This window comes from Thiothrix sp. (assembly GCF_028714775.1).
In the GTDB taxonomy this organism is placed as follows: domain Bacteria; phylum Pseudomonadota; class Gammaproteobacteria; order Thiotrichales; family Thiotrichaceae; genus Thiothrix.
Genome location: NZ_JAQTLS010000043.1, coordinates 1 through 13,094, shown reverse-complemented (window position 1 = coordinate 13,094; position 13,094 = coordinate 1). Strand labels below are relative to the sequence as shown.

The window sequence follows — 13,094 nt, the reverse complement described above, 5'->3', positions numbered from 1 at the left end:
CCACTGACCAGACGCGGCTTTGCGCTTGCAGGGTCTGTTTGAGTTCGCCGCTTTTCACATCCCACAGCTTGACCGTGCCGTCATCCGAGCCGGAGGCCAGTTGCCCCCCCCCGTCAAACGCCACTGACCAGACGCGGCTTTGCGCTTGCAGGGTCTGTTTGAGTTCGCCGCTTTTCACATCCCACAGCTTGACCGTGCCGTCATCCGAGCCGGAGGCCAGTTGCCCCCCCCCGTCAAACGCCACTGAATTCACGCTGCTTTGCGCTTGCAGGGTCTGTTTGAGCAGGTCGTCGGCATCTTTGTAGCCGAGTTCCTTGATGGTGGTTTGGTAGGCGGGGGCAGCGGGGATGCGCAACGAGGGTGCGTCAAGGATGGGTTTGGGGGCTTCCTGTATTCGAGCTAAACCTGCAAACAGCGGTTGAGTGAAGAATAGGAGTAGGAGAATGAGCAGAAGACCCTCACCCCCCCGCCCCCTCTCCCGCTGAGCGGTAGAGGGGGAGCCGGAGTTGCCTCTTAGCCCCTCGTCCGCTTGGCGGGAGAGGGGCTGGGGTGAGGGTCTTACTCCCCCCTTTGCAAAAGGGAGGCAGGGGGGGATTTTCTTCATTAACATCCCAATATCTCCTTGCCCGTCTCACGGATAAAATCACAACGCCACACAAACTGCCCTCGGCAATCCGTAATCAAATTCTGCCAGTACAGCCGCCGCACCAATTCATCCTGAGGCCACGCATCATACTTCCCCAACTTATCTTGTTTGAGCAAACCACACAACGGTACGGCATCGGCATCACTGCGAAAGCGGGTAAACAACTGGCTCGGCAACGCCCCATGCCGCACGCACGTCTGCCAGTCACTTTGCCCTTGGCGCGTTGCCTGCAAACACGCTTCCAGCAAGCGCGGATGTTGTCCGGTAAAATCCAACATCGCTTGCACTTGCGCATCATCCAACTGCAAGCCGGGGTAACGTTGTAAGTAAATCTCGCGCACATCACGCTGGTTGGCGGGTGGCAAGCGCATTTCCTCCAACTTGTTGAGGAATGACATTGTGCCGTGCTGGTATTTCATCGCCGCTAGCCGTTCGCCGCCGATCATCACTAGCTTGAGTTCAAACGGGTGCTCTTCCAGCAAGCTGCGTAATTCGCCCGCCAGTTCTGCCCGCGCCAACTCCGTACCGTTTTCAAACCCCGTCACCAGCAGCAAAGTTTCCTGCCCCTGCATCAAGCGTTTACGCAAGGCATTTGCCCATTCCCAACTTTCACTGATCCCGGCGGCGAAGCCGCACTGTTCCGCCAATTGCCCGAAATACGCGCTGCTATCTGCACGGGTACTGGCAGGCGGGAACACATGCAGCACCTTTTCCGCGCCATAACGCCGCTCCGCCGACTGCCGCACCGCGTAAATATAATGCTGGGTACTGGTATCCGCTTGGGCAAGGATCATCAGCGGCGAACTGGCATCCAAATAGCTGAACACCCCATCCAGAAACGAACACTCCTGCCCCACCAACGCCCGCGCTGCGGATTGCACCACTTCTGGCAGTTGCAATGTACCCGCAAAATACGGCCTTGCCCCCGGTGGTTCACGTTTGAGTGCCAACAACAGTTTTTGGAAAGCCACGCGGTATAGCTCAGGCTGGCTGTTACCGAAGTCAATCGCTTGCACATTGCTTAAAAACGGAAAGGCGGGAAATTCGCCTAGCACCAGCGGAATCCACAAAAAATCATCGCGGGTGTTACTGAGGTTATGCATGTATTCGTATTCGTCTTGCACCCAACCTGATTCCGCCGCATCCGGGGTAGCCAGCAACAGCGCGTATTTGGCCTTGCTCAGGGCATCGAAAATCACCCGGGTAAAGTGCTGACCGCCGGAAATCGCCCATGCATCCAAAAACACCTTGTAGCCTTGCGCTTCAAGGTTAAACGCCAACGCTTCCACCCACTGGCGATGGGCAGTGCGGTAACTGATGAAAATGTCGTAATCGCGTTGGGACATGGGGCAAGCCTCGGCTGGTTTCCTCAGGGATTATAGGGAGAAAAACCAGCCAATAGAACCTGCCAAAAGGGTTTATTCCCTCACTGCTCCAACTGATACTGATGCATAAACATCACATGCAAATCCGCTTTCGGGGTGAAATTGGTTTTTTCCAGCACAAACGTCCGCGCATCAACCTTTTTCGTGCCGGTCGCGCAGAGACTGAGTTTGTCTTCTGCCTTTTCCTTTTGCAGCGTCAGGCGGAATTGACCGATAGGCCCTTTCCAATTCGCCCCGGTAGTCAGGATGTAATCGACGTAGCGCGGTGACAAAATCGACCCCTTTTCCGGGTTATTGGTTTTGTCGATCCACTTCACGAAATCAGGGTCGATGCAATACGTCTTGATTTTGCTGGCACGTTCCGCGCCCTCGAACCACAATTGCGCTTCCCCGCCTGTGCCGGGATGGTATTCGTGTTTCACCGCCAGCGTTTTGCCCGCCGGGAAGGTTTGCATCCAGTGGTGTGTGACTTTTACCTTGCCGTTTTTCTTTTTGATTTCGGTATCAAAGGAAACTGGCTTGCCATCAACTTTCACCGAAAAATTCATCGGGTTATTGGAATGCTCATCCACGCTCACATCACTCTCCGAGTTTTCGGGGAATTCCGGCACGGGAAACGCCACCCGCGTGCGGATGTCCTTATTGCTGGTATTGCGGAACTGGTAAGCCACGCGAATTTTGCTTTCGCTGATGAACAGGTCTTCCTTATCCATCGAAATCGCATCGGTTTTATCGAACACAATCCCGCCCGCCCCCAAGGTTGCGGTGGAATCATTGGCAGAGGCCGTCACCGCCCCACCCAAACAAACTAGCAAGCTGAGCGCTTGCAACATTGGCTTTTTCATCAACTCACTCCCTCTATTCATTATTTGGCAAACTGCCGCCGTTTCCACAGTAAATAGACCGCCGGAACCACCAGCAATGACAGCAATGGCGCTGTCACCATGCCGCCCACCATCGGCGCGGCAATACGCTGCATCACATCTGCGCCCGTACCGCCACCCAACATGATCGGAACCAACCCGGCGACAATCACTGCCACCGTCATGGCTTTGGGGCGTACCCGCATGACCGCTCCTTCAAAGATAGCAGCATTCAGCCCCGCAAGCGTCAATTCCCCGACCTGCTGCCTGCGCTTCCACGCATTATCCAGATAGACCAGCATAATCACGCCGAATTCCGCCGCGACCCCCGCCAAGGCAATGAAACCCACCGCCACTGCCACCGAAAAGTTGAAATCCAGCCACCATACGTACCAAATCCCACCCGCCAGCGCAAACGGCAGCGAACACATCACCACCAAAGCTTCCACCGCACTGCGGAACGTCAGGTACAGCAGCACGAAAATAATCAGCAACGTGGCAGGTACAACCAGCAACAGCTTGTCTTGCACCCGCAGCATGTATTCGTACTGCCCCGCCCACGTAATGCTGTAACCCGGCGGCAATTTGACCTCTGCCGCGACTTTCGCCTGCGCGGCTTTGAGGTAAGTACCCAAATCCACCCCGTGAATATCCACCAACGTCCAGCCATTCAAGCGGGCATTTTCGCTTTTCACCATCGGCGGGCCTTCCGCCACTTTGAGGGTAGCAACTTTGCCCAGCGGAATTTGTGCGCCGGAAGGTGTCACCAGCGGCAGTTCACGCAGCTTGTCGATGTCGTCACGCACATAGCGCGGGTAACGCAGGTTGACCGGGTAACGTTCCAAGCCTTCCACGGTCTGCGTCACGTTATCCCCACCGACTGCCGAACCGATCAGGCTCTGGATGTCGCTGATGTTGAGGCCGTAACGCGCCGCCGCTTCCCGGTCGGGGGTAATGTCGATGTAACGCCCCCCGGATACGCGCTCGGAAAGCACCGACGCCGTGCCATCCACTTGCCGCAGCACCCGTTCCAGTTGCTCGCCGATTTGGTTGATTTGCTGCAAATCTGCACCTGCAACCTTGATCCCTACCGGGGTTTTAATGCCTGTTGCCAGCATGTCGATGCGGGTTTTGATCGGTTGCACCCACGCATTGGTGAGGCCGGGGAATTTCACGGTCTTATCCAATTCCGCAATCAGCTTTTCCAGCGTCATGCCTGCCCGCCATTCGGATTTGGGCTTGAGCAAGATGGTGGTTTCCAGCATTTCCAAAGGGGCGGGGTCAGTCGCGGTTTCGGCACGTCCGGCTTTGCCAAACACGCGCTTGACCTCCGGGATGGTCTTGATCAGACGGTCGGTTTGCGTCAGCAATTCCTGTGCTTTGCCGATGGAAATCCCCGGCAAAGTGGTGGGCATGTACAGCAAATCACCTTCTTCCAAGGCGGGCATGAATTCCGACCCCGTGTGACTGAACGGGTAATACGCCGAAACCGTCAGCAGCAGCGCCACCAGCAAGGTCAGCCACGGCTTGCTCAACGTGGCACGCAGCAAGGGGCGGTACAACCAAATCAATACCCGCGATAAGGGGTTGCTGGTTTCCTTGGGCAATTTACCGCGAATGAAATAGCCCATCAGCACCGGAATCAGCGTCACCGAAAGTCCCGCAGCGGCTGCCATCGCATAGGTTTTGGTAAACGCGAGTGGCGCGAACAACCGCCCTTCCTGCGCTTCTAAGGTGAAGACCGGAATAAAGCTCAAGGTAATGATCAGCAAGGAAAAGAACAGCGCGGGGCCGACTTCACTGGCGGCTTCGGCAATGATTTCCCAGTGATCTTTCCCCTCTGCGTCCCGCTCCAAATGTTTGTGTGCATTCTCGATCATCACAATCGCGGCATCCACCATCGCGCCGATGGCAATCGCAATTCCGCCCAGCGACATGATATTGGCATTGATACCCTGTTGTTGCATGACGCTGAATGCCACCAACACCCCCAGCGGCAAACTGACAATCGCCACAAACGCAGAACGCAGATGGAATAGGAAAATCAGGCACACCAGCGCCACCACCGCGAATTCTTCCAGCAGCTTTTCGCCCACGTTGTTGACCGCCCGTTCGATCAGGCCGGAACGGTCATAGGTGGGGATAATTTCCACCCCTTCCGGCAAGCCTTTTTTCAGCTCCTCCAAGCGCTGTTTGACGTGGGTAATGACTTCGCGGGCATTTTCGCCGTAACGCATCACGATGATGCCGCCGACCACTTCGCCCTTGCCGTCGAGTTCTGCCACACCCCGGCGCATTTGCGGGCCAATCCGTACCGTTGCCACGTCACGCAGCAGCACCGGCGAACCCGTTTCGGTATTGAATTTGACCGGAATGGTTTCGATGTCCGACACCTTGCCCAGATAGCCTTTGGAACGCACCATGTATTCGGCCTCGCCCAATTCCAGCACCGAGCCACCCATTTCTTGGTTGCCATTTTGGATTGAGGTGCGCACTTCATCCAAGGTCAGGTTGTAAGCGCGTAAACGTTGCGGGTCAGCCACCACTTGGTATTGCTTGACCATGCCGCCGACCGTGGCGACTTCCGATACACCGGGCACGGTCTGTAATTCAAACTTGAGGAACCAGTCCTGCAAGCTGCGTAATTGCGCGATGTCGTGCTTGCCGGTTTTGTCCACCAGCGCGTATTCGTACACCCAACCGACCCCGGTGGCATCCGGCCCCAAACGCGGTTTGACCCCGGCGGGCAATTGGCTGGTCGCTTGGCTCAAGTATTCCAACACCCGCGACCGCGCCCAGTAAGGGTCAGTGCCATCCTCAAACAGCACGTACACGTAGGAATCGCCGAACATCGAATAGCCGCGCACCACGGTGGATTTCGGCACGGAGAGCATCAGCGTGGAAAGCGGGTACGTGACCTGATCTTCCACCACTTGCGGCGCTTGTCCCGCGTATTCGGTCTTGATGATCACTTGCACATCGGAAAGGTCGGGAATCGCATCCAGCGGGGTGCGCAAGGCAGCAATCACTCCCCACGCGCACAGCAACAAAGCGCCCACCAGCACCAGAAAACGGTTGCGGATCGAAGCGCGGATAATCGCGGTTAACATGGCGAACCTCCTATTGCGCACCCATACGGCGGAAACTGGCTTGCAGGTTGCTTTCGGAATCAAGCATGAATTGCCCGGAAACCACGATTTCGTCGCCTGCTTTCAAGCCATCCAGCACTTCCACGTAATCACCAGATTTAAGCCCGGTTTTAACCATCACCGGGGTATATTCGCCACTGCCGCTGACTTTTACCACCCGCGCCCCGTCTTCGGTGGGGATCACTGCCTCCTGCGGAATTGCCAAGGCCACGTGGGTTGCCCCGGAGATGCGCACATCCACGTACATATTCGGCTTGAGGCTGGCGTCTGCCATGTCAAAGGTAAGCCGTGCCTTGAGGGTGCGGGTTTGCCCCACGAGGTCGGGGTAAATGTAATTCACCTTGCCCCGCCACACCTTGTCCGGCATGGCGTCGGTGCGTATTTCAGCGCTGTTGCCCACCTTGACCGCATCCATCTGCTGGTCGAAAACATCCACCAGCACCCACACCGAATCCAAATTGGTGATGGTGTAAAGCTCGGTTTCGGGCGAAATGTACATGCCTTCGCGGAAACCGATGCTGGTCACAACCCCATCTTGTGGCGCAAGAATCGGGATACGGCGCAACGCGGCATCGCTATCGCGCAGCTTGGCAATGGTCGCTTCCGGCACATCCAGCAAACGCAACTTAGTTTCGGCGGAAGCGAACAGCGATTTTTGCCCCGCTTCCGACATCAGGTGTGCAGTACGTTTGGCAATCAGCATTTCATTTTGCGCATCCAAAATGTCGGGGGAATAATACTCCAGCAGCACCTCGCCCTTTTTCACCCGATCACCCACGGAACGCACATTCAGCACTTCCACCCAACCTTTGGCGCGGGAATGCACGTGTTGTAAGGCATTTTCGTTGTAACTGATGTAACCCACGCTGTTGACGCTGCGGGACATCGGCTGTTCGGTAACTTTCGCGGTGCGGATGCCCATGTTCTGCACCGTAACCGGGCTAACGCTGACTGCCGGGGCGGTTTCTACAGGCGGTGCGGAAGGCATTGCGGTTTCGGTATGGACGTGCGGCTCTTGCTTCACCAAATCCATCCCGCAAATCGGGCATTTACCCGGCTCATGCCTGACAACTTGCGGGTGCATGGGGCACATGTAAATAGGTTCGTCGGCGGCATAGGCCGCAGACAGGCCGGACAACATCACGCCCAGCAGCAATAGCAGTGACAAAAAGGTTTTCATGGTTCACCTGTAATTCTTAAATCTTCACCTCCCCCGTGGCAAATGGGGGGAACGCGGGAAATTCCGGGCGCACAAGCCCGCTACAGGTCAAACAATCGGTGGGCGGATGATGCTTTCGTGGCGATCTGCCAGCGCGGTGGGAACAGACATTTCAGGCATAAAATGGGCAACAGACTGTACCAGCGGCATTTCTGGCAAGCTCAAGACAAACTGGCTGTGTTGGAACTGGTCGCAATGGCAAGTGCCCGCTGCCGGGTGCTGGCAATGTGCCGCACCTTGGGCAGTGTCGGCGTGGGACATCGCATGATGGCAGCAATGGTGCTGCTGCGTTTTTTGGACGTGACAACAAACCGTGCTCGCCGACCACACCGGGAAGGTGACCATCAATAGGATCAGCAATGTGACTAAACGGTTACGCATGGATGCATTCTAGGCGCAAGCGTTACGGCGCACAATAAGCCGCTGTTTCCGTAGCATTCAGTGGCAGCACTTCCGCGCCCTTCTTGATGACGAACTCAGCCACACCCACTTCGTTTGCCCCAGCTTTCCAGTTATAGGTATAACCCAAACGTGTCCACGGGAAACCGGAAGCGCTTTGGTACGACATGCTACTTTGGTGGGCATACCACGCTGCATGGCTTTGCGGCACGTCTTTAGGGAAATCCGGGGAACAGGTTTCATCCTGCAAGCCGGGGTTCGCACAGGGGCGGAACAGCGCGGACGAATCCACTTCCAGCGTAATGAAACTGCGCTTTTCGGCATTATTGGCAGGCAAACCCAGCAGCTTTTGGGTGTCACTAACCACGGTGTTTTTGAGGAAGTTACGGCAACGGCTTTTCACGTCGTTATCGCGCGTGACCCAAACTTCGCCCCACTTCAGCGCTGTTGGCTTGCCCAGTGGGTAACTTTCCGGGTATTTGCTCCACGTCACTACCCGGACTTTGCCGGAAGCAATCGTAGGCAGCGGAACAATCTCGCTTTTCTCGATGACTGCCGCATCCTGTATGGCTTTTTGGTAATTCTGGCTATCGGCTTGCGGCCCTTGCACGGTGGCGCAACCTGATACCAACACGGTCGCAGCCAAGCTCAGCCACATCCCACGCAAATGCACTATCTTCATATTTTATCCCTCTCGCAGATGGCTATTTATAACAGGATTCCCCGTTAGCTGTACACGCAAAAGGGCGCAAAGCTGGTAGCACGCCAACCTTTCCGCTACCATTCTGCCCACACTTACAATCTGCCAGATAAAGGATTTATGGACGCACAACCGAAAGACCCCCACACCGTCATCGTGAACCTGCGCGACACCGAAGGCACATACACCTGTGACATTAACGCAGGCAAACACCAAATGGTGGCGGATGAACCCGTACCCTTAGGCGGCGATGACCTTGGCGCAGCACCCTACCAGTACCTGAAAGCGGCACTCGGCTCTTGCACCGCCATGACCATCCGCATGTATGCCGAACGCAAGAAATGGGCAGTGGAAAACGTGGTGGTGACACTCCGCCATAGCCGCGATGCCAATAAGCAGAGCGTGTTTGAGCGCGACATCCAGATCATCGGCAACCTCACCGATGACCAGCGCGAACGCCTGTTGGACATCGCCGACCGTTGCCCGGTACACAAAACTTTGAGTAACGGTACTACTATCTTAAGCAAACTTGTTGGCTAACCGGAAGGATCGTCATGTTGCAAATTTACAATAGCCTGACCCGGCAAAAAGAAACCTTTGTCACGATTAAACCCCGGCAGGTACGCATGTACGTGTGCGGTATGACGGTGTACGACTACTGCCATCTGGGGCACGCACGGGTCATGGTGGTATTCGATACCGTGTACCGCTACCTCAAAGCCAGCGGGTATCTGGTGCATTACGTGCGCAACATTACCGACATTGACGACAAGATCATCAAGCGGGCGGCGGAAAATGGTGAACCCATCGACGCGCTGACCAACCGTTTCATCGACGCCATGCACGCCGACGAAGACGCGCTGAGCGTGCAACGCCCCGATGATGAACCCCGCGCCACCGCCAATATCCCGGAAATGTTGGCAATGATCCAAGCCCTGATGGACAAGGGTCTCGCGTATCTGGGCAAAAACGGCGACGTGTATTACGACGTGTCCAAATTCGACGGCTACGGTAAACTTTCCGGGCGCAAGCTCGACGAATTACGGGCTGGGGAACGCATCGCGGTCGACGAAGTGAAAGACGACCCGCTTGATTTCGTGCTGTGGAAAGCCAGCAAACCCGGCGACCCAGCATGGGATGCCCCGTGGGGAGCAGGCCGCCCCGGTTGGCACATTGAATGTTCCGCCATGTCGCAAAAACTGCTCGGCGAACATTTCGACATCCACGGTGGCGGCAGCGATTTGCAATTCCCCCACCATGAAAATGAAATTGCGCAAAGCGAAGGCTGTACCGGGCACAAGCACGTCAATTACTGGATGCATAACGGTTTCATCCGCATCAACGATGAAAAGATGTCCAAGTCACTGGGCAATTTCTTCACCATCCGCGAAGTGCTGGAACATTACAAAGCGGCGGAAGTGCGTTTCTTCATGCTCAACAGCCACTACCGCAGCCAGTTGAACTATTCCACCGACCAATTAGATGCGGCACGGGCTTCCCTGACGCGCTTGTATACCGCCATCCGGGGCTTACCGGAAGCAGGCCCGGCAGGGTATACCTATTACGAAAACCGCTTCGATGCGGCGATGGATGACGACTTCAACACCCCGGAAGCGATTGCGGTGCTGTTTGAGCTTTCCACCGACATCAACCGCGTGCGCAAGACCCAAAGCGACGCAGCGGCAGCACCGTTGGGCGCATTGATGCAAAAGCTCGGCAATTCCCTCGGGCTGTTGCAGGAAAGCGCGGAAAGCTGGTTCAAAGGCAATGCAGGCGCTGATGGCTTGAGCGATGACGCGATTGCCGACCTGATCCAACAACGGCTGGATGCGCGGAAAGCCAAGCAATGGGCGGAATCTGACCGCATCCGTGATGAGTTGAAGGCGCAAGGCGTGATCTTGGAAGACGGAGCGGGCGGCACGACGTGGAGACGGGCGTAAGAACACGCCCTCACCCCCAGCCCCTCTCCCGCGTAGCGGGCGAGGGGAGTGAAGATTTAGGATGAAATAGATATGCAAAAAATTACGATTATTGGGGCGGGGTTTGCGGCCTTGAGTGCGGTGCGCCAACTGCGCAAGCAAGACAAACAGGTGGAAATCACCGTGGTTGCGCCGCGTGCTGAGTTGCATTACCTGCCGGGGATTATTTGGATTCCCAACGGCTTGCGTACCCGCGACGACCTGATCGTGCCACTGGCGAATTTCTTCCAGCGCATGAACGTCAGCTTCCACCAAGGCAATGTCACGGGCTTGCGGGATGGCGGGCGCATTGTCGAAACGGATAACGGTGAAATTGCCAACGACGGGCTAATCATTGCCTCCGGCGGGCGTTTCATCAAGAAATTGCCGGGCATCGAACACGCGATTACCCCGTGCGAAGGCATTGCGGCAGCGGAAAAAATCCGTGACCGCCTGAAGGAAATGCAGGGCGGAACCATCGCCGTGGGTTTTGCGGGCAACCCCAATGAACCGAGCGCGATGCGTGGCGGGCCGATGTTCGAGTTCCTGTTCGGCATTGATACGCTGCTGCGCCAACAAGGGCGGCGCGACAACTTCCATCTGGTGTTTTTCAGCCCTGCCCCACAACCGGGCAACCGCCTTGGCCCCAAAGCCATGACCGGGCTGTTATCGGAAATGGGCAAGCGCAGCATCGAAACGCACCTTGGGCACAAGATGAAAAGTTTCAGCGCTGAAAAAGTCACGACCGAAGGCGGCGAATTCAACGCTGACTTGATCCTGTTCATGCCCGGTATGACTGGCAACTTGTGGTTCGACAATACGACCTTGCCGCGTTCGGCGGGCGGTTTGCTCAAAGCCGACCAGCATTGCAAAGTCGAAGGTTGGGATAAGGTGTATGTCGCGGGCGATTCCGGCAGCTTCCCCGGCCCGGATTGGATGCCAAAACAAGCGCACATGGCAGACCTGCAAGCCGAAGCCGCTGCGCAAAACCTGCTAGGCGAATTGAATGGCGGCGCGACCGATGCCACCTTTAAAGTGGAACTGATCTGCATCGTCGATTCGGTGAATAAAGGCACACTGGTAGCACGCACTGAAAAGCATTCGCTGGTGTTACCGTCCTGCCGCGTGTTCCATTGGCTCAAACGCGGGTTTGAGTGGTGGTATTTGCAGAAATACCGCTAAGCTTCGACGTGCGGCTAATCAAGACATCAGCGCATGATTAGCCGCATCTGCGCACACCTGCTTACAATCCCCTTCCGCTTTAGACGCTTGCTTTTCTTCTGGTTTATCCCTAATTTTCCCGCCCATTCAGGGTGTATAAATATTCGCGGTGCGTTACAATCTGACGGAATTACGGTCAAGGCATCCGATTGACACGGCAATGACCACCTTATGGTGTTTGTACGCGCTAGGGCGGTAGCGTGACAAAATAAAGGAAATGAAAAAAGTGAACATCCCAGACTATGCGGAACTCTCTACGAACTGGATAGGCTGCGCGTGCTCACTGATTAGTCACAGGCTGTATAGCCTGATATTCCTGAACGCCGTATAACAAACTGTTATGCAATTTAAAACATGAAAACATCAAGCAAAACAAAAATTTCTATTTTGGAATTGGTATTTCCGCCATTTTCTAGCCAAGAAGCCGTGTGGTTTAGAAACGAACCATCTATAGAACGACACTTACGACAAAGCGATTTCTATATGATAGGAGGAAAACCAGAGTGCTTTTTTGTCAATATCAATCTCAATGAAAATACTTACTGCATCGAATTTGATATTGAAATGAAAGGGAATATTGTTAGCTCTGGGAAAATTAATATAAGGCATTTACCATTTATAGCTCATTTACCAATGAGTTCTTATAAAATAAGATGCCAAAAAAAGTTTATAGAATTTTCCAATCTTGATAAAGAAAATGAAAAAGGACTGGTCATAGAAAGATTTACCTCTGATAACATATTCTGGTATCGCTCAAAATATATGAACGGCATTGAAGGATTAGATAATTATCAAGAGCTATTGAAGTTTGATCTTCTTTATGTGGGCATTGCAAAAGTAGGAGATAGCTATGATCGTTTAATAAAAAAAGGTCATACAGCCAGAATGGATATACTCTCTAACGAAACTCCACGTTATCTAAGCTCAAGGGTTACAGATGAGATATTTTTATTTTTATTTAAGATAAATCCTCTTATTTTTTCAACTTTCAATGGTAATCATAATTTTACAGATCATGATATTAATCCAACTTACGATAACAAAAAAATAGTAGCTGATGCAGAAAAGGCTTTTGTTAGCTTGCTTCTGCCGCAATATAATATTGTCAAATTCAGAAACTATCCACAAAGTCAAGACGGTTTGTATGACTCAGGACTTGATAGATATGGATATTCTATTTCAGAATCACTAACATTTAACACGCCTCATGGCACTATTAAAGGTTGGCATGATTATTTAGATATAGGAATAAGTAATGAAGCTGACTTCATTTTTGTTGAAGGAGATAATGTTAAATTATTTATTTCCGGCGAAGACTTTCCAGCTACACCAGCTTAGAAGAGCATAACGAGTGTGTCGACGACGGACGCGGTGACAGCCCGCGAGACTCCGACCATTCGACTCCCCGCCGCGCCCGTCACACGAGACGTTGAGGCTGTAGAAAAACCCTCCAAACCCCTATGTTGTGGGATAATTAGGCATCGCAAGCATCCGAACGGGTAAGCAGGCATGGCACGCTACAAACCGATCCATCAAGGCGTAAAACTGTTGGCG

The 13,094-nt window shown here is 54.1% G+C and carries 10 protein-coding genes and 1 pseudogene; 4 read left to right on the top strand and 7 right to left on the bottom strand.

Annotated elements, in window-relative coordinates:
* From PHE17_RS20830 to PHE17_RS20800, 7 genes and pseudogenes are all read right to left on the bottom strand, one after another.
* Positions 1-355: pseudogene (locus PHE17_RS20830) on the bottom strand (hypothetical protein); the annotation flags it as partial.
* Between the two features lie 248 nt (positions 356-603).
* Complete coding sequence (locus PHE17_RS20825) at positions 604-1,992, bottom strand: toll/interleukin-1 receptor domain-containing protein (RefSeq protein WP_301017852.1); 1,389 nt, start codon at positions 1,990-1,992, stop codon at positions 604-606.
* An 80-nt stretch (positions 1,993-2,072) separates the two neighbouring features.
* A complete protein-coding gene (locus PHE17_RS20820) occupies positions 2,073-2,876 on the bottom strand; it encodes a DUF4424 family protein (RefSeq protein WP_301017851.1) in 804 nt (267 codons plus the stop codon).
* A 20-nt stretch (positions 2,877-2,896) separates the two neighbouring features.
* On the bottom strand, positions 2,897-6,004 hold the full coding sequence (locus PHE17_RS20815; RefSeq protein ID WP_301017850.1) for an efflux RND transporter permease subunit: 3,108 nt from the start codon (positions 6,002-6,004) through the stop codon (positions 2,897-2,899).
* A 10-nt stretch (positions 6,005-6,014) separates the two neighbouring features.
* Positions 6,015-7,223: an efflux RND transporter periplasmic adaptor subunit gene (locus tag PHE17_RS20810; RefSeq protein ID WP_301017849.1), complete on the bottom strand. Its 1,209-nt coding sequence runs from the start codon at positions 7,221-7,223 to the stop codon at positions 6,015-6,017.
* A gap of 87 nt (positions 7,224-7,310) precedes the next feature.
* Positions 7,311-7,643: a hypothetical protein gene (locus PHE17_RS20805; RefSeq protein WP_301017848.1), complete on the bottom strand. Its 333-nt coding sequence runs from the start codon at positions 7,641-7,643 to the stop codon at positions 7,311-7,313.
* 22 nt (positions 7,644-7,665) lie between these two features.
* A complete protein-coding gene (locus PHE17_RS20800) occupies positions 7,666-8,343 on the bottom strand; it encodes a hypothetical protein (protein WP_301017847.1) in 678 nt (225 codons plus the stop codon).
* A 138-nt stretch (positions 8,344-8,481) separates the two neighbouring features.
* On the opposite strand from PHE17_RS20800, the gene PHE17_RS20795 reads away from it, so the two are divergent.
* The 4 genes from PHE17_RS20795 to PHE17_RS20780 all read left to right on the top strand — a co-directional run bounded on the left by PHE17_RS20795 (position 8,482) and on the right by PHE17_RS20780 (position 12,878).
* A complete protein-coding gene (locus PHE17_RS20795) occupies positions 8,482-8,901 on the top strand; it encodes an OsmC family protein (RefSeq protein ID WP_301017846.1) in 420 nt (139 codons plus the stop codon).
* A 14-nt stretch (positions 8,902-8,915) separates the two neighbouring features.
* The gene (gene cysS / locus PHE17_RS20790; RefSeq protein ID WP_301017845.1) at positions 8,916-10,301 is read left to right on the top strand and encodes a cysteine--tRNA ligase; all 1,386 of its coding nucleotides are present in this window, start codon (positions 8,916-8,918) and stop codon (positions 10,299-10,301) included.
* Positions 10,302-10,373: 72 nt separating this feature from the next.
* Entirely contained in the window at positions 10,374-11,501 is a 1,128-nt protein-coding gene (locus PHE17_RS20785) for an FAD-dependent oxidoreductase (RefSeq protein ID WP_301017844.1), read from the top strand.
* Positions 11,502-11,894: 393 nt separating this feature from the next.
* Positions 11,895-12,878 (top strand): hypothetical protein, encoded by a 984-nt coding sequence (locus PHE17_RS20780; protein WP_301017843.1) that lies wholly within the window; start codon positions 11,895-11,897, stop codon positions 12,876-12,878.
* Positions 12,879-13,094 lie beyond the last annotated feature (216 nt).